Source organism: Candidatus Microthrix subdominans (assembly GCA_016719385.1).
GTDB classification, from domain to species: domain Bacteria; phylum Actinomycetota; class Acidimicrobiia; order Acidimicrobiales; family Microtrichaceae; genus Microthrix; species Microthrix subdominans.
Genome location: JADJZA010000001.1, coordinates 162209 through 180032 on the forward strand (window position 1 = coordinate 162209; position 17824 = coordinate 180032).

General features: G+C 69.0%; 15 protein-coding genes. 8 read left to right on the forward strand and 7 right to left on the reverse strand.

Annotated elements, in window-relative coordinates:
- Positions 1–30: 30 nt before the first annotated feature.
- Positions 31–1215, forward strand: coding sequence for an MFS transporter (locus tag IPN02_00820; protein MBK9295426.1), 1185 nt, complete (start codon positions 31–33; stop codon positions 1213–1215).
- A gap of 88 nt (positions 1216–1303) precedes the next feature.
- On the opposite strand, the gene IPN02_00825 is transcribed toward IPN02_00820, so the two are convergent.
- The 5 genes from IPN02_00825 to IPN02_00845 all read right to left on the reverse strand — a co-directional run bounded on the left by IPN02_00825 (position 1304) and on the right by IPN02_00845 (position 11645).
- Positions 1304–3757: a protein kinase gene (locus IPN02_00825; protein ID MBK9295427.1), complete on the reverse strand. Its 2454-nt coding sequence runs from the start codon at positions 3755–3757 to the stop codon at positions 1304–1306.
- Between the two features lie 94 nt (positions 3758–3851).
- On the reverse strand, positions 3852–4439 hold the full coding sequence (locus IPN02_00830; protein MBK9295428.1) for a hypothetical protein: 588 nt from the start codon (positions 4437–4439) through the stop codon (positions 3852–3854).
- The gene (locus IPN02_00835) at positions 4439–5275 is read right to left on the reverse strand and encodes a hypothetical protein (protein MBK9295429.1); all 837 of its coding nucleotides are present in this window, start codon (positions 5273–5275) and stop codon (positions 4439–4441) included. Before IPN02_00835 ends, IPN02_00830 begins: the two co-directional genes overlap by 1 nt.
- Before the next feature lie 318 nt (positions 5276–5593).
- Positions 5594–9856, reverse strand: coding sequence for an FHA domain-containing protein (locus tag IPN02_00840; protein ID MBK9295430.1), 4263 nt, complete (start codon positions 9854–9856; stop codon positions 5594–5596).
- A 250-nt stretch (positions 9857–10106) separates the two neighbouring features.
- Positions 10107–11645: an ATP-dependent DNA ligase gene (locus IPN02_00845; GenBank protein ID MBK9295431.1), complete on the reverse strand. Its 1539-nt coding sequence runs from the start codon at positions 11643–11645 to the stop codon at positions 10107–10109.
- Positions 11646–11738: 93 nt separating this feature from the next.
- Between IPN02_00845 and IPN02_00850 the strand changes: the two genes are divergently transcribed.
- Complete coding sequence (locus tag IPN02_00850; protein MBK9295432.1) at positions 11739–12071, forward strand: hypothetical protein; 333 nt, start codon at positions 11739–11741, stop codon at positions 12069–12071.
- Between the two features lie 14 nt (positions 12072–12085).
- On the opposite strand, the gene IPN02_00855 is transcribed toward IPN02_00850, so the two are convergent.
- Together IPN02_00855 and IPN02_00860 are read right to left on the reverse strand one after the other, a co-directional pair.
- Entirely contained in the window at positions 12086–12628 is a 543-nt protein-coding gene (locus tag IPN02_00855) for a hemerythrin domain-containing protein (protein MBK9295433.1), read from the reverse strand.
- Positions 12625–12852, reverse strand: coding sequence for a hypothetical protein (locus tag IPN02_00860; GenBank protein MBK9295434.1), 228 nt, complete (start codon positions 12850–12852; stop codon positions 12625–12627). The genes IPN02_00855 and IPN02_00860 overlap by 4 nt, the downstream gene beginning before the upstream one ends.
- Positions 12853–12953: 101 nt before the next feature.
- Between IPN02_00860 and ndhC the strand changes: the two genes are divergently transcribed.
- The 6 genes from ndhC (at position 12954) to IPN02_00890 (ending at position 17698) form a co-directional block, all read left to right on the forward strand.
- Positions 12954–13331 carry an NADH-quinone oxidoreductase subunit A gene (gene ndhC / locus IPN02_00865; GenBank protein ID MBK9295435.1) on the forward strand — a complete coding sequence of 126 codons (378 nt, stop codon included), beginning with the start codon at positions 12954–12956 and terminating at the stop codon, positions 13329–13331.
- A complete protein-coding gene (locus IPN02_00870) occupies positions 13322–13840 on the forward strand; it encodes an NADH-quinone oxidoreductase subunit B (protein MBK9295436.1) in 519 nt (172 codons plus the stop codon). Before ndhC ends, IPN02_00870 begins: the two co-directional genes overlap by 10 nt.
- A complete protein-coding gene (locus tag IPN02_00875; protein ID MBK9295437.1) occupies positions 13837–14652 on the forward strand; it encodes an NADH-quinone oxidoreductase subunit C in 816 nt (271 codons plus the stop codon). The genes IPN02_00870 and IPN02_00875 overlap by 4 nt, the downstream gene beginning before the upstream one ends.
- Before the next feature lie 86 nt (positions 14653–14738).
- Entirely contained in the window at positions 14739–15821 is a 1083-nt protein-coding gene (locus tag IPN02_00880) for an NADH-quinone oxidoreductase subunit D (protein MBK9295438.1), read from the forward strand.
- Positions 15818–16852, forward strand: a complete 1035-nt coding sequence (locus IPN02_00885) for an NADH-quinone oxidoreductase subunit H (GenBank protein ID MBK9295439.1) — start codon at positions 15818–15820, stop codon at positions 16850–16852. The genes IPN02_00880 and IPN02_00885 overlap by 4 nt, the downstream gene beginning before the upstream one ends.
- 240 nt (positions 16853–17092) lie before the next feature.
- Positions 17093–17698 (forward strand): hypothetical protein, encoded by a 606-nt coding sequence (locus tag IPN02_00890; protein MBK9295440.1) that lies wholly within the window; start codon positions 17093–17095, stop codon positions 17696–17698.
- Positions 17699–17824 lie beyond the last annotated feature (126 nt).

A 17824-nucleotide genomic window follows, 5' to 3' on the forward strand; every position in this document is an offset into this window, starting at 1 on the left:
AGAGCGACTCTCGCCGTTACCGTGCCCCTGATGCGCCGCACACCGCTGTGGTTTCCCTTTGCCTTGACGTTGGTGGGGATCACATCCAACGCGCTGGTCACCCCGGCGCTGCCCAACGTGCTGGCCGAGTTCTCGGCGTCTGAGGCGACCTCGGGGTTCATCGTCGCCTCGGGCTCGGTAGCGGGCATCTTCGTGGCGCCGATCGTCGGCATCGCCGCCGATCGCATCGGTCGCAGACCGGTGATCGTCGCTTGCCTGTGCATGTTCGGCATCTTCGGCACGGCGGTGGCCCTGGCGCCGACGTTGCCGCTGCTGATCGTCGCCCGGTTTCTTCAAGGCGTGGGTTCGGCCGGTCTGCTCAATTTGGCGGTCGTGTTGATCGGCGACGTCACCAGCGGTGACCGGCGCACCAAGCTGATCGGTCGCAATTCGGCGGTGCTCACCACCGGCCTGGCAGTGCTGCCGCTGATCTCGGGCGGCGTCACCCAACTCTTCGACTGGCGGGTGACCTTCACCCTGTATTCGGCTGCGCTGCCCTTGGCGCTGGTCGGTTGGTTCGTCATCACACCCACCCCCTCCGTCCGGATCGACTCGGTCGCCGACCAGCTGCGCGGGGCGATCGATGCGGTGCGCCATCCGGTGAACCTGGCCAGCATCGTCGGCGCAACCTTGGTGTTCATCGGCATCTACGGGCTGTTCCTCACCGTGTTGCCGCTGCACCTCGAAGGCGAGTTCGGGCTGAACGCCGCCAAGCGGGGAGCGGTGTTGTCGGTACCGGCGGTCACGTCGACGCTGGTTGCGTTCAACCTCGGGCGCCTGCGCGCCGTGTTCGCTGTCCGTCAGCTGATCATCGGAGGTGGCGGCATCTTTGTGGTGACCTTCCTGCTGCTCGGTGCTGCGGGCACCCTGGTGCTCGTCGTCACAGCAGCCCTGCTCTACGGCGGCGGGGAGGGGATGTTCGTGCCCACCCTGCAGGAGGTCACGGTGTCGAACACCCCCGACGAGCATCGAGCCGCAGCGTTGGCCGCCTGGACCTCGGCCAGCCGGTTCGGTCAAACGGCGGGACCGCTGATCGCCGGCGGACTGCTGAAGGTCGTGTCCACCTCGGTCGTCCTCGGGCTCGGTTCGGTTCTGGGCATCGCCATCGTGATCCTGGGGGTGGCCGGCCCCTTCGCCCGCTCGACCGGCTCCTCGGCACCGGCCGACGCGTGGTGAGTACGGGATGATGGGCGCCCGACACGACGGGTTCCGCTCATCACGCTGCTGTTCAGCATCGGTTGGCGAGGCGGCGGTACCTCGCAGTTCAGTCCCAACACAGCGGCTCCGACACCTCGGCGGGCTGGCGGGACGTCACCACCCGAACGCAGGATGCCCCGGCTGAATCGGCGAGGACCGATGATCGTTCGGTGCCGGGGCGGAGCATCGGCCCTGGGCCGTCGATTGTTCCGCCGACGCCGGCCAGCCCCGAGGCGCTGGGACGGTCTTCGATGATCCCGCCACGTCTCGGGTAATCGTCGCGGCGCAGTACCCACGACAGGTCCGGGTCCGGATCCCCGGTGCGGATCAGCAGCAGTGTGCCGTCCGCTCGACGATCGAGGGTCAGCCCGGCGGGTGCATCGGCGCCGAGCGGGTCGGCGGGGGGTAGCCGCCGGGCGAGACCGGTCACCCGAGCCTCGGTATCGGCATCTGTGTTGGTATCTGTAGCCGAATTGGAATCGGTGGCAGGGGACGCGCGGTCGCCGATCGTCGGTCGGGGGTTGTCGCTCCGCGACGGTCCCGGGCCAGGACCCCCAAGAGCGAGGGCCCCGAGGGCGACGATCCCTGCGAGAGCGGTGGCGACCATCGTCGCCCGAAAGCGGGGACTTCGGGGACGTTGGTGGTGTCGCCGCGGAGATGGGGGATCCGAACCTGATGCGATCTGATCGGGTCGGTACAGGGCGCGCAGGGTGGCGGCTGCCACCGCGGCGCCCCCCGATGGGCGTCGGGCCGGGTCGGGCTCCAGCCACGCCATCACCCAGTCGGACAGGCCGGGCAGGCCGGCGAGCGAGGCCGGAGGCGCCTCGAGTGCCCCGGCCCGCCGCCGGGCTACCAGGGCTTCGGTCCCGTCGCCGCGGTCGAGTGGCGGCCGTCCCTCCGCCAGGTGAAACAGGGTGGCGGCCAACGCAGCCAGGTCGGCCCCTGGGCTGAGCGGCCCGCCGTCGAGCTGCTCGGGTGGGGCGTGTCGGGGTGAACACTCGGGCGCAGATGGGGCACCGGTGGGGCAGGTCAACGAGAAATCGGCCAACCGCACCAGTCCCCAGCGGTCGCGCAGCAGGTTGTGTGGCTTGATGTCGCCGTGCACCAGGCCGCGCCCGTGGAGGACGGCGAGCGCATCGGCGACCTGCGCCCCCAGCTGGGCGAGCTCGCTTGGGCTCCAGCGGCGTTCAGGGTCGAGAGCGCCCTCCGAACACCACGACAACACCAGGACAGGTCGCTCCCCGGCGACGGTCCCGTAGCATTCGATCGATGCCGGGTGGCCGGCGAGCTGAGTGAGGGCAGTCAGCTCGCGTGCCATGGGGGTTGGGCAAGGCATGGCCGCCGAAGAGCCGGCGGAAAATTCCTTCACCACCACATTGCGGGCCAACAGGGGATCGTGGGCCAGCCACACCTCGCCGTGGCCGCCCTGCCCAAGTGGGCGGAGCGGCCGCAGCCCATTGGGGAGGGGCCCGGGGGGAACGGACCGAGCCACGCCGCCGAGCACCGCTGTTGCGTCATGGTCGTGGCGAACCGGCCCCGCGCGACCCATCACCTGGCGATGCGTTCCGATGCTCGCCCGGACCGCAGCCGGCTCTGCGGGGTTCGGCGCTTCGCCGGAGAGGATTGAGCCCGCCGAGCCTCGGGCGGCCATGGCTTCCAGGGCTCGGCCGAGGTCCCCGGCGGCGATGATGTCGGGTTGGCGCCGGGTGACCGACGCCAGCAGTTCCGAGATCAACGCGACGGCCGGCTCGTGAGGCTCCGCTTCAGCCGTCCAGCTCGTGCCAACCCCCTGGCGATGACGCACATCGACAGCGGCGGGTGCGCCGTTCGGCGGCACGACTCCGAGGGCGTCGCCCAAGGTGAGGAGCAGGCCGTACACGTCGTCAGCCGGGATGGGAACGGTCCGCTCGGTGCATCGAGCGCCAAAACCGTCCAGGCGGGCCCGGCCCCAGCGATCGAGCCGGATGGCGGTGGCGTCGAGCGCCCCGTGAACCAGCGGTGGACGCAGCCGATGAGCGTCGTCGAGGGTGGCGGCCAGGGTGGCGCCGATCGTGATCAGGTCGGCGACGGGCAGCCGCGTGTCTGGCGCCTGCCCGGGTGCCAGGTCGGCCGGGGCGACCGCTCGTCCATCGGCGATGGACGGTGCCTCCCGCCCGTCGGCGCCGGACGGCGATTGGTCGGAGCCTCGACGTCGCCCGATCACACCGGCCAGCGTGGTGCCGGCCCACCCCAGGCGCACCTCGCATCGACCGCCGCTGATCGGGCGCGCCTGGTGAACCGCCACGACGCCGGGGTGGCCATCGAGACGTGCTTGGGCCCTGGCCGCCAACAGAAGCGCTTCGCCATCGTTCGACTTCCGCAGCTCCACGCTGGGATGGCCCAGCCCGCGTGCATCTTCGGGCGTTCGCCCGGCGGCGTGAGCGCTGCTCTCGGGGTGGGTGCCGCCAGGTTGTTCATCGATCAGGTCGCAGCGCCATCGTTGCCAACCCGGGCGGGCTCGCACCGCTACCGCTGCGGTCACCAAGCGCGGCGAACCATATCCCGGGGGTTGGTCCGGGGCGTCGGGGTCGTCCGGCGGGGCCGACCCAGCGGTGGTGTGAGCGATACGAATCGCTCTACCCCGCCAGCGATGTCGCCGGCTGTCGGGGAGCGGGTGAGAGTTCGGAGAGGGCCACCCGCAGCGCCTCGGCGGCTCGCTCGCCGCTGGCCCGGGCAGTCACCCGGCACTGGTGCCCCGTCGGCTCCAGCCGCACTTCGACCACCTCCAAGCGGGCGGGGTGTCGGGTGAGCCATCGAACCAGGCGCACCAGCGCTGGTTCGGGGGGCGGAGGGGACAGGCCCTTCAACAGCGACGCGTTGGCCTCGATCACGTCGATGCCGAAACGGCGAAGGCCTCGCTCGAGCAGGTGGGTTGCCTCCTCGCGGTCGTGGGTGGTCTCGACGCTGACCGGGTACGGGCCCCCGAGGTCGGACATCCACCATTGCAGTCGGTCGGCGCGACGGTCCCAGTCGTCTGGCTCGGAGCTGGCTGCGTCACCCCAGGGGGAGTGGGGATCAACCGGCGGCACCGGGCGAATGCGTCGCGTTGTCGGCGGGGCCACGCCCGCCGGAAGCGGTGGTCGAGCGTCGGGCCGACGCCGGGGCGCCACCCTCGTGCGGTCCGAGTCGGTGAGGACGGAAGCGCTCAGCAGGTGGTCGGTCATCACCGGGTTCCCTTCAGGTCGTCGAGCAACGCCAGGTCGGCCGGCTGCACCAGCTGGTGGGCAAGGGCGTGTTCGACCAGGTTCTGGCGACGGTCGTTGGCAGTGGTGCCGACCCGTCCCTGCAGGCCGCGGACGCCGTGGCGCGAGAGGCGGCCGCACAGGTGGTCGAGCTTGCGGTTGAACTTCGACAGTGTCCAGCCCAAACGCATCGCCGTCTGCCGGTTGGGCGGTAGCCGCTCCGGCTCGACGAGCGGGTCGCGCAGCCGGGGCTCCGCCAAGGCCGCCAGAAGCGCTCGCTGATCGTCGTTGAGTTCGAAGACACCCCAGCGAACGGTGTGGTCGAGCTCGGTCTCGCCCGGTGTCGGGTCGTCGTGCGGGACAGCGGGGTCATGGGGGTCTGGGCACCGGCCCCGCAGCTCGTATCGGGTCGGTCCGGCCGCCAGCACCACCGCAAACTCGCCGGGCGACAACGCCGTCTCCACCCCGGGTGGCAAGACAACCATCGGACGGCCGACCGACTCCAGCACGCTCAAGGGCAGGTGTGAGCCCTCGTTGCGCAGCCACCAACGATCCGCTCTGTGGCGAAAGCACCCGGCCCGCCGGTGCAGGTAACGGTTGGACTCATCGATGGTCAGCCCGGCTGCCCTTCCGAAGTCCAGATGATCGTCGGGGCCGACCAGCCATTCCTCGCCACAGAACTCGACGACCAGTGTTTGGCTGTCGGTGGACTGGTCGGGGCCGGGACCGGAGGCAGGACCGACGTCGGTGCCGATGCCCGGGCCGGCTTCCACGTCGACCTCGGATTCTGGGGGGCCGGTCGGAGGTGTCCCGGCCATGGCCGTGTGGTGATGTCCTCCGCTCCGCCGGATATCCGTGACACTTCGAGCTGACATCGTTCCGTCCCCCGGTTTTGTCCTTGAAGGTGGCCACCGGCGTCTCTCACCGGCGGCGCCTTTACGGCTCCGCCCACCGGCATCGTTCGCTCACGCTGCCCATCAATGGTTCCGTCCGTGGTCAGCGCCCCGGGTTCAAGAACCCGGCCGGGGCGTCCCGGCGCCCCGATTGACCCATCAGACCACAACGAGCTGCGTGGGTCTACGGGTCGCGCGACCCGTCGACCGACCGGCGCCGCGTAGCTTGATGTCGAGGGTCGTTCAAAGGTCGGGCCAGCCCACCTGAACCGCGCGGGGTGCCTGCCCCCGTTTGAGGAGATAGCCGCGGCCGGCACGCATGGCAAAAGGTCGGTAGCGGGGCAGATCACCCCCCAACAAGCGACCATCCTCGTCTGGTTCCGGAGCGAGCATCAGGCCTGCACCGTGACCCAGCAACGAGGTCACCACCGGGTTCCAGCGGTCGAGCGAGGCCGGATCGGCGGCCACTGCCACCAGTGGGGCGTGGCACTGTTCGTTCAGCGTCGCCAACCATCGGTCCAACGACGCCCAGTGGTCGTCGTCCAGGCGGTGTGCATCGTCGATCGCCATCATGGCTACCGGCTCGGCAGTGCCGAATCCCCCCTCTGCGTCGGGTGGGGCGCCCAAGACCCGATCCCAGGCGCCGGGTTGACCGATCGATCGACCGGGGCGGATGAGGACGCTGAGGCCCACGGTCCCAGCCGGCCGAAATGCTCTGAGCGCCTCCAGCGCAGTCGACCGTCCGCTGCGCGGGCGCCCCAGCACCCAGAACGGGCCATGGGGAGGGGTGCCTACCGGCGCGTCGCGTTCCAGGTCGATTCCGAAGCACACGCCGGTTTCGTGGGGCGCGTGCTCCGCCACCGAACGGTCCCACGACCGCAGCCGGGCCGGGTAGGTCGACAACAGCGGGGCGGCATCGGGATGGTCCCGCCGGACGGGCCGGGCCGGGCCGGGGTCGATGTCCGGCGCCATCCAGCGGAGCTGAACGAGCGGGCCCTCGGTCGGGTCGGACTCGCCGCCCAACAGGTGGGGCTGTGCGGTCACCAACCGGGCCCGACCCGGCGGCTGGCCGGCGGCTGGAGGCCGGTCGAGGCCGAGGTCCGGCTCGGCCTCCGCCCCTGCAAGGGCCAGCACCTCGGTGCGGGAGCTACGAACCTCGGGGGGGAGGGCTCCGGCCCGATCGGCGCTGATCGCTGCGGTGAGGCCCCGGCCGCGCGCCGTTCGAACCAGCTCGACCAACCGGGCGAACCAGCTCGACGTACCGGCCTGGTCGGCTCGATCCCAGATGCCCTCCCAACCGTCGATGATCAGCACCCTCGGTGTCATGGCTGGGTCGGTCTCCAGCCACCACAGCAGCCGAGCCATGCGTTCGTCGTCGCGTACGGGCACGATCGCACCCAGCGAGACCTGCGGATCCGTCCCAACCGTCGCACCGTCGAGCCGGGCGAGCGACCCACCCCCGTCGAGGCCGGTGACGGCGGCCCCGTTGCGCGCCGCCGTCATTGCCAGGGCCCGCAGGGCGGAGGTGCGCCCGGAGCCGCCACCGCCGAGCACCACCAGCACCCCGCCGGTCGGGTCGATGGTCCACAGGCCTCGTTGTCGGCGTCGTGGTAGGTCGGCGACCGCCATGGGCCAGCTTGGCGTCGTGGCGGTCGTCGGACGGGGTGGGTCCCGGCGGGTGATGGCCTCGGCGTGAACATCGGGTCGCCGGTCGACCAGCGCAGCCCAGGCAGCCCGGTCGAGAAGGGGCGGCAACGGCTCCAGCCACAGCCGCCGAGCGGCGCCGTCATGACCGGCGGCCCTGCGGGTGGAGGCGACCACGGCCTCGGCCTCGGTCCGGCCCCCCGCTGAGGGTGCAACCGTCGGACCGGGCGACGGGCGGTCCAGGGTGAGCGGTTCCACGGTTATCGGCGGCCGCTCACCCACGGTCGTTCCGGTGAACGCCACCTGCACAACCGTGGGCGTCGCTGCTCCCACCCGCATCAGCACCCGACCGGGGATGCCCACCGCCAGCCGGGCCGCTGCAGGGTTATCGAGCACATCGATCGACTCCTCAGCGTCGGCCATGCGGGCGACGAGCCGGAGGTTGGTGTTGGCTCGGATGGCGTCCGAGATGACACCGCGAGGACGCTGGGTGGCCAGGACCAGATGGATCCCCAGGCTGCGACCACGCTGGGCCAGGTCGACCAGGGCGTCGAGCACCGTCGGTGCGCGCCGGGCCAACGCGGCGAACTCGTCAATCACCACCACGATCGCCGGCGGCGCTCCGACCGGGTCGTGACGTTCCATCGCTGCCAGGTTCTCCACCCCGGCCCCGTCCAGCAGCCGCAGGCGCCGGTCGACCTCGGCCTCGAGGCCCAGCCGAAGCCGCTGGGCCTCGTCGACGTCGAGGTCGGTGATCATGCCCGCCACGTGTGGCAGACGTGCGAGCGGGCCCATGCCCGTGCCGCCCTTGAAGTCGACAAGCACGAAGTTGAGCCGCTGCGGTGAATGTGCCATGGCCAGCCCGGCGACCAGGGTGCGTAACAGTTCGCTCTTGCCCGCACCGGTGGTGCCTGCCACCAGCGCGTGGGGACCGTCACGGCGCAGGTCCACGCGGGTTGGGCCGTCGGGACCCACCCCGATGATGGCGTCGAGCCCGCCCGGCTCGGGGATGCGTCCCGGTATCGAGGCGAGGGAGACGGCGGCGGGAAGCCCGGCACCCGTGCCGGTGCGATCACCGTCCCGGCGAGGCGCCAGGTGACGGGTCAGCCGGTCGAGGACGCGGTGGTCGAGGTGTTCCCAGCGCACCTGCTGGGGAACTTCTCCCGGTGCCGCTACGACGGTGGCCCGGCCGGGCCGGGAGGTGGTCACCGTTGCGCCGCAGCCCAGGGGGGTTCTTGACGGACGCCGACCCAACCACATCACGTGGATGCCCACGTCACCGAACCGGCACAGGGCGGCGAGGCGACGCAGTTCGAGTTGGGAACCGAGCTCGCCATCGAGCACGACGACGATCGGCACCTCCGCCTGACGCCGCTCACCATCGGTCTCGTCGCAACGTCGGCGACGGGCCGCACCCAGCGCGGCGAGCGATGCGGTCAATTGGTCGTGGTTGCGGGCGCCCGCCGTGCTGGGGCCGTCGAGCAGCTCGGCCGCCGAGCGGAGGTGGGGCAAGGCAGCCGCCCATCGCCACCCGGGTGCGTGACCCTCGGTGACGGCGACGGCCAACGCCACGTCCTCCGGACCGACCGCAGCGACGAGCTGCGCTACCAGCGATGCGGCCAAGAGGTGGGCATCGGGGCCGTGGATCCCGAGCGAGCCAACCTCGGCCAAATTCAATGCCGAGACAAGATCGTGACGCCAGCGCACCCGTTCGACGGCATTGGAGGCCTCGGCCAGCAGATCGGCAGGGCCGACCGACGCCAGTTCGCCGGTGACTGCGGCCCGCCCCTGAACGAGACCCAGCCGCAGGCGCAGGGCATCGGAGTGTTCGCGCCGACGTTCCCACAACCGCGCCGAGCCCGACTGTGCGGCGAGCGCCCAGTCGGAGAGAGGTGGGAAGGCATGGGCCTCCCGGCGGCGTTCCATCTCGAGCGCCGCTGCGAGGGCACGACATCGATGGGTCAGGTCCGTCCGCCACGCGGCCCGAGCCTTTCGGTCAGTCCGGCGAGCCGACCAGGCGTACTCGGTCGCCCCGGAGGCCAGCAGCAGCGGGGTGAAGAACCAGATCATGTTGCCGGCCATGCCACCGCCGAATCCGCCCCCGCTCATCATCACGATCGCAAATGCCGCGGTCAGACCGATCGACAGCCACGGCACGGTGCCCACGCCCGTGCGACGAGGGGGTTCGGCGATGTCGAGGCTGGGTGGGTTGGGGCACCACGGTGCCCGCGGCGGCCGCTGGTGGGAGCCGGGAGCATCGGCCGTCGGTCGGGTGGGCGCCACGATGACCAGCTCGCTGTCGCCCAGCCGGATCGGGTTTCCCGGTTCCACCGGCATCGAGGTGCGCAGTCGTCGACCGTCGAGGCCGATGACGCTTTCGCCGAGCGGCTCGATCTCGACGAGGGCCCGACGGCGGGTGAGGCGGAGGTGGCGTCGTGACACCGCCGGGTCGGCCAGCACCAGGTCGCAGCCCGGTGCTCGGCCCACCACAAGGGACTCGCCGAGCGGCACCCGGTGGCCTCGGTCGGGACCTCGCCGGACCGCCACCATCGTCGGTGCGACCGTCCCCTGGGACGGCTCGGTTGCGCAGTAGATCCTGACGACCTGGCCGCGTCGCGGTCCACCATGGGGCAGGGCCGCCTCGGGGTCGATCACCCCGATGGCCGGATCGACCCCGACGAGCGAGCATTCGGTGCCGAGTGACGCGTCGATGTGATCGGCGTGATCGGACTGGCCTACGTGGCTGGCGAGCGCCCGGATGACTTCGGCCGCGGTGGCGCCGGGCGAGTAGCCGACCCGCAGCGGTTCGGGTTCGGCATCGTCCCCCCGGTGCAGCCACAGCTCGATCCACTCGCGGTTCATCACCCGCACCCTCGCCCTCATCGGCGTTGTCGACGCAATGCAATCTCAGCGTGGCTGCGTCAGCGGGCGGATGCACTGGGTGTCGCGACCCGGGGTGAGTGATTGGCAGCATGGGTTGGTGAGCGAACCGATGCATGCCAACGAAGTCGACACCTTCGGCTACTGCCCCGGTTGGCATCAACGCCGCTCGTCGCCTGGTCGGGTCGGCACCAGTTGGAGCCGAGCACCGATGTCCGCTTGAGGCCGGACCTCAGCCCAGTTCGCGGACCGTCTGGATCGTGTCGGCCTGGTCCGGTGTCTTGTCCGGGCGGTAGCGAACCACGCGGGCGAAACGCAGCGCCACCCCGCCGTCGTAGCGGGTGGACCGCTGCACCCCATCGACGGCGATCTCGATGACCAGGCTGGGCGGCACGGTGACGACGTGACCGTCGGTCGGGTTGCCCGCCGAGCGGGCCAGGGAGCTGAGCGTGTCGGTCTGCCAGGTGAGCAGCGCGTCGGTGAGCCCCTTGAACGTCTTGCCCACCATGACGAACCCTCCGGCGGGGTTGCGTGCGCCCAGGTGCAGGTTGGAAAGCCAGCCGCGGCGGCGACCGTGACCCCACTCGGCGGCCAACACCACCAGGTCCAGCGTGTGCACCGGCTTCACCTTGCGCCAGGCACTGCCGCGCCGCCCGGCCGCATACGCGCTGGTGGGGTCCTTGACGACGATACCCTCCTGGCCGGCGGCCAGGGCGCCCTCGTTGACGTCGGCGATCTCGTGAGCACTGGTCGCCTGTGCACCCTCGACCACCCAGCCGGCGGCACTGCGCCGCAGCGCGTCGAGGCGCTGGGTGAGCGGTGCGTCGATCAGGTCGACCCCGTCGACGTGGAGCGCGTCGAAGAAGTACGGCCGCACCGTCTCGGGTCGGGCCTGGTCGGCCGACACCCTCCCGGCGGTGTCCTGGAAGGCGACGGGCCGATTGTCGAGGTCGGTCACCAGCGCCTCGCCGTCGAGCACCAGCGCACCGCCGGGCATGTCGGCCACGGCATCGACCACGTCGCCGAGGCGATCGGTGATGTCGTTGAGGTTGCGGGTGAACACCCTGATCGCATCGGGCCCGCCAGTTGGCGATGCGCCTCGGTGAACCTGGATGCGGATGCCGTCAAGCTTGTGTTGCACCACTGCCAGACCGTCAACAGCCGCGTCCTCCCAGGCGGTGGCGGCGTCGGCGGACGACGAGGCCAGCATGGGCTGGACGGCCCGGCCCACCCGCAGCGACACCTCGCCCAGCGCTGCGGCGCCGCCAGTGAGGGCGAGCGCCACCGTGTCGTCCAGGCGGCCGCCCAGCATGGTGGCCCGGCGGAGCTGGGTGGCCGGGACGCCGGCGGCCTTGGCGGCGGCCTCAACCATCACCCCCGCCGAGGCGCCCTGGCGCAGTTCGCCTCCGAGCAACAGGGTGAGAAATCGGGCTTCGTCAGCGGTGGCCCGGCCGTATACGGCCTCGAGCAGTGCCACCCGGGCGGCACCGGAACCGGGTCCGGTCTGCGCTGCAACAGCGCTCAGCGCGACGTCCACGTCGGCGATCAACAGCGTCGGTTCGACCGCGACGGGGTGGTCGAGCGAGGCGATGGTGCGCCAGCCAACCCCGATGCGACCCTGACGTGGCTCGCCGGTGAGAAACCCGACCGCCGGAACCACCTCGTCGGGCGCCAGCGCAGCGAGCAGGCCGGCCAACAGGTCTCGCTTGGCGGATCGTCCGGACTCGGATGCCACCAGGGCAGAGGTAGCGACGACATCGGCAAAGCGCATCCCGGCAGTTTGTCAGCGCACGACGGCGCCGCCGAACGACCCGGCTGGTGGCGCGGGCCTATGGTTCAGAGACGTGCCTCTCGACACATCCGGATGGGGATTCCTGTGATCTACGACGACGGCCGCATCGCCTGCGACGAGCACTGCGTGCACATCCGCTGGTACTACCTCTGGGGCCACAAGCGAATCCCGTACTCCTCGCTGTCGGCGGTCACCCGGCGTCGAATGACCCGGCTTCGCGGTCGATGGCGCATCTGGGGCTCGGGCGACTTCCGCCACTTCTACAATCTCGACGGAACCCGTCCGCGGAAGACCTGGGCACTCGACCTGGAAGTTGGTAAGTGGCCTATCCCGGTCATCACGCCCGATGATCCCGATCGGGTCGAGCAAATCCTCCGAGTCCGCATGCCCTCAGCAACGAGGTGAAGCCTCTCCGGGTGTCAGCCCGGAATGCTGTCGCGAATTCTGTCGATGATGCCGGCAACCAGCCCGGTCACCAGGTTGGCGGGCGGGGCGTCTGGCGAGGCCGGGTGGGGTCGGGTCGGCGCAGTTGACCGAGCCTCGTCAAGCGCGGCTCCAAGGTCGGACATGTCGTTGCGACCGAAGGTCTCGCGCATCATGGGAAAGAGGTCGTTCTCCTCTTCCTCGACGTGGTGGCGCACGTTTTCCATCAATACGGTCACCTTTGGATGGAACCGCTCGTCGGTGGGGTCCAACGTCTCGAGTTCCGCGAGGGTGATCTTGACCAGGTGGTGCTCTTCGAGGCCTTCCAAGGTCTGATCATGTGCCTCGTCGGAGAGCACCCGGGAGATCGGGTAGAACACCTGCTCCTCGATGGCAGCGTGGGTCGACAACTCCTCGATGATCTGATCGACCAGCTTCCGCCGGGTCTTGATCGCCCGGTCCGTCGTGTCCTCGTATTTCTTGAACAGCTTCTCGACCTTTTCGTGGTCGTCCTTCAGTTGGGTGATGGCATCGGTCATGGGCTCACGCTCCTGTGATCGCTCTGGTAGCGCCGTGGTGTACCCGACCACTTTGTTGACCAATCCTTTTGGGTGGCATCCAGCCGGGAGAATGACGCTTCGGCAACAGATACTCCGATCAGCAGGTGGCCAGCCAGCACGACCGTGCGCCAGGACATCTCCTGGAGGGTGAGGGTGTTGCCGTCCGGGTCGGCGACCGGCACGGGAATCAACTCGACTTTCATGTCCATGAGCGTGCATTCCGTCGGACGAAGCAAGCGTGTTGGGCGGTACCGGCCGTCGCTCCTTTGGTGCCACTCTCGGGCCGCAAGTAGATTGCATCATCGTGCTGGCCGCCGAATCGGAATTTCTTCGCTCATACCTGACTGCGGCGCTCATGGGCGCCGCCGGATTTGGCCTGGTTGCCCTGTTGTTGGGCATCAGCAGGCTGATTCGACCCGCCCGTGATGTGGGGGACAAGTACGTCACCTACGAGTCGGGCGTCAACCCGGTGGGCTGGGCCTGGTCGCAGAGCCAGATCCGCTACTACCTCTTTGCCCTCATGTTCGTGATCTTCGACGTCGAGGCCGTGTTCATTTTTCCCTGGGCCACCCGCCTGGAGGTGTACGGCGTCTTCGGCCTGATCGAGATGGGCGTGTTCGTCGGCGTGTTGTTGCTGGGCCTCCTGTATGCCTGGCGAAAGGGAGTGCTGAGATGGGTCTAGGCCTGGTGGAGGGCGGCAAGATTCCCAAGCCGCTGTCCAAACTGTTCAACATGTCCCGCAAATACTCGCTGTGGATGTACCAGTGGGGCTTGGCGTGCTGCGCCATCGAAATGGCTGCCGGCATGGGCGCGCCCCGCTACGACATCATGCGCCTCGGCGTCATTCCGCTACCGGCCAGCCCCCGTCAGGCGGATCTGCTGTGCGTTTCGGGCACCCTGACCGACAAGATGTCGCCGGTGGTCAAGCGCCTGTACGACCAGATGCCCGAGCCGAAGTACGTGATCTCGATGGGCAGCTGCGCCAACACCGGTGGCCCTTACTGGGACAGCTACTCGGTGACCAAGGGCGTCGACCAGATCATTCCGGTCGACGTCTACGTCCCCGGTTGCCCGCCCCGGCCCGAGGCGTTGCTGGAAGGCGTCGTGTTGTTGCAGCAGCGCATCCAGAACGAGGACATGGGCGCCCGCTGGCGCGGCGACGCGATCACGGTCGGGGGTGAGGACCTGTGAGCACCGATGCTCCGGCGACCACCGACGAAGCCTCCGACGACGAGGCAACCGAGGAGCGCGACGAGGCTCGCGAGGCGCTGGTCGCCTCCCTCCGTCACCACTTGGGCGACGCCGTCGTCGGCTCAGAGGTGCTGCCGGGCCTGGACACCCACGTCCGCCTGACCACCGAGTCGTGGGGCGAAGCGGCCCAGGTGGTTCGCTACGACCTCGGCTTCCGCTACTTCTGCTTCCTGTCGGTGCTCGACTGGCTGCCGTCGCCCTACGGGCGCTACCTCGAGACCGGATCGGAGACGCTCGAGCGGGTGTCGGCCGCCGCCGACCAGGCCGAGATCACCCCCGGCATCTGCGGCGCCGACCGTCGCTTCCAGGTGTTTGCCCGGGTGCGCAACCTGTCCACCAACGAGATGCTGTGCCTACGGGCCGACACGAGCAGCGACGAGGACCCGACGGTCCCTACCTGGGTCAACACCTACGCCGGTGCCGAGTGGCACGAGCGTGAGGCATGGGAGATGTTCGGGGTCACCTTCGATGGCCACCCCGGCCTCCGCAACCTCTACCTGCCCGGCGACTTCGAGGGCTACCCGCTGCGCAAGGACTTCCCGCTGCTGGCCCGCCTGGTGAAGCCGTGGCCCGGTATCGTCGATGTGGAGCCGATGCCCGAGCCGGAGGTTGCCGAACCGGCGAACCCCGCACTCGAAGCCCCGGTCGCCGAAGTCTCGGCCCCCGATGCCCCGGTGATTGATGTGTCTGACCCCGAGGCTTCAGCCGCCGATACATCGGTACCCGAGGCCCCGCCGGAGGGAGCGTCATGACCGCCATCACCGATCGCGAAAAGCTCAACTACGTCGCCGCGCAGGCGGCCGACGCCCGGTTGAACATCGAGCTCGAGACCGAGGGCATGACCCTCAACATCGGGCCGCAACACCCGGTTACCCACGGCACGCTGCGCATCGTCGCCAAGCTGGACGGCGAGCAGGTCATCGCCGCCGAGCCCCTCGCCGGCTACATGCACCGGGGCTACGAGAAGCTCACCGAGGTGCGCACCTACCCGCAGGTGACCACGCTGGTGAACCGCATCGACTGGCTGGGCAGCTTCGCCAACGAGGTGCCCTTCATCCTGGCCGCCGAGCAGCTGATGGAGGTCGAGGCGCCCGAGCGCGCCCAGTGGATTCGCACGATCCTCTTCGAGATGAGCCGCCTGGGCCACATGATCATGTTCCTCGGGGACATGGGCGTGCAGGTGGGCGGCCTCACCGCCATCTTCTACGCCTTCCGCGACCGCGAGTTCGTGCTCAACCAGATCGAGGCGGTCACCGGCGGGCGTTTCCACCCCAACTTCGACCGTATCGGTGGCCTGCTCGACGACCTGCCCAAGGGCTGGATTGCAGAGACCAAGCAGGCGATGGAGAAGGTCCGCTCCTTCTGCGACGAGATGGACGATCTGCTCCTCGGCAACGAGATCTTCCAGGAGCGCACCCGGGGCATCGGCGTGATCCCCCCCGATGTCGCCCTGCAGTACGGGCTGTCGGGCGCCAACGCCCGCGCCTCGGGCATCGACTGGGACATCCGGCGCGACAACAACGTCGGCCTCGTCTACGACAAGCTCGACTGGAAGGTCTGGACCCACCCCGACGGCGACAGCTTTGCGCGCTACTGGGTGCGTCTGCAGGAGACCCGCGAGGCGACGAGGATGATCGACCAGCTCTGCGACGGAATTCCGTCCGGGCCGATCATGGCCAAGGTGCCCCGCATCATCAAGGTGCCCGCAGGCGAGGCCTATGTGGCCACCGAGAATCCGCTGGGCGAGATGGGCTACCACATCGTGTCAAAGGGCGACCTGATGCCCTTCCGGGTGAAGATCCGCTCGGCGAGCTTCAACAACGTGTCGATCGCACCCTGGCTGCTCCGGGGCGTCTACGTGCCCGACATCGTCAGCATCATGGCCAGCTTGTATTTCATCCTGGGAGACATCGACAAGTGAGCATCTTCGCGCTGGAGTTGGCCTACTGGCAGCAGACGCTCATCCGGGTGCTTGCGGCCACGATCGTGGCCCTGACGCTCACGGCTGCTGCCGTGTACCTGTACCTGTTCAAGTTCGTGTCGTTCATGCAGAGCCGGTTGGGCCCGATGGAAGCCGGGCCCTTCGGCTCGCTGCAGTTGGTGGCTGAGGTTGGCAAGTGGCTGCAGAAGGAAGACATCACCCCGCGGGACGCCGACAAGCGGTTGTTCCGTCTGGCACCGTTCCTCGTGTTGGCCAGCGCGCTGTTGCTCTTCATCGTCATCCCTGCCGGGCCCAACGGCTACGTCGCCAACCTGGGCACCGGCATCTTCTTCGTGCTCGCCGTGTCGTCGGTGTCCACGATCGGTGTGCTGATCGCCGGTTGGTCGTCGGCGAACAAGTACGCGCTGATCGGTGCGCTGCGCGCCGCCGGACAGCTGATCGCCTATGAGTTGCCGCTGATCCTGGCGGTGGTCGGCGTGGTGATCCAGGCGGGCACCCTCGACATGCAGGGCATCGTGTCCGCCCAGGCCAACGGTGCGATCTTCGGGATCGATTGGATCGGCAACCCCTACATGTTCACCCAGATCATCGGTCTGGTGATCTTCCTGGTGGCCATGCAGGCCGAGCTCACCCAGCCGCCATTCGACATGCCGATCGCCGAATCCGAAGTGGTCGGCGGCTTCATGGTCGAATACACCGGCGTCCGCTTCTTGATGTTCTTCCTGTCGGAGTTCGCTGCTGCGATCGGGTTCTCGGCCATCGCCTCCACCCTGTTCCTGGGAGGCTGGGCGCTGCCGGCATCGTGGGGCATCAGCAACTCGGCGTTCCACGTCGTGGGCCCGCTGGTGATCTCCACCAAGGTGCTGATCCTGACCGGCATCGTGTTCTGGGTGCGCTTCACCTTCCCCCGCTTCCGCGAGGATCAGTTGCAGCGCCTGGCCTGGAAGTTCATGATCCCCGCAGCGCTGGTCAACATCGCAGCGACGGCCATCTTCAAAGTCGCCTTCTGAGCTGACGAGTGCGCGTCGACGCACCAATCAGGACCGTCGGCCCGTGCCGCGTGGGTGCGACCGGCGACGGCCCAGGGGCCGACCCCTCGCGACTGAGCGAGGTCGACCACCAGCTGACGGGTGGCGCCGTTGCCGGCCGGCTCACCGGCCTGTTGAGGGGTCGATTTCCGGGCCCGGGAAAGGGGATTCAGCACCCGGCGGTCGCCTATGGTCAGCGGTTCGCAACAAGGAGGAGTCGTCGTGGGACGTACCAGGTTCGTGGTGGTTATCGGTGTGGTGGCACTCCTTTTGGGGGCCTGCGGCGACGAGACGTCGAACTCGGGCGCCGGCAGCTCCGGCACGAGCGATCGCACCAGTGAAGATCAGGCCTACGTCGATGAACTGACCGGCGCCATTCAGTCGTCCTCCGGGCAGGACGACTCCATCCCCAAGGATCAGGCCCAGTGCTGGGTGGACGACATGGTCGACGGTATCGGCGTCGACAAGATGAAGGAGGCCGGCTTCACCCCTGAAGCGATGTCCGGCAACGGCGACCAGGTGGACTTCAAGAAGCTGTCCGAGGGCGACCGCAAAGTGGTGGCCGACTCGTTCACCGAGTGCGTCGACTTGAAGCAGGTGTTCATGGAGTCGCTGGACTCCAGCGGTCAGGATCTTACGCCCGAGATGAAGGAGTGCTTCGAGGGGATCGACTGGAAGGTCATCGAGCAGAGCTTCGCCGAGATGATCCTCAGCGGTGACGACCTGGACGAGAACGATCCGGCCATGGCGCCGCTGCTGGGGTGCATGATGATGGGCCTTGGCGACATGGGCATGGAGGACATGGACACCAGCACCACGATCGGCTGATTCATCACCCTCAGGGCCGCGAGTCGGCGTCGCCGTTCGACGCTACGAAGTCAAGCCATCGTGCGGAATGGCCCGCGCGGCCCCGACCGTGAAAAGCTTACCCACCGTGATACCGCTCACCGACGC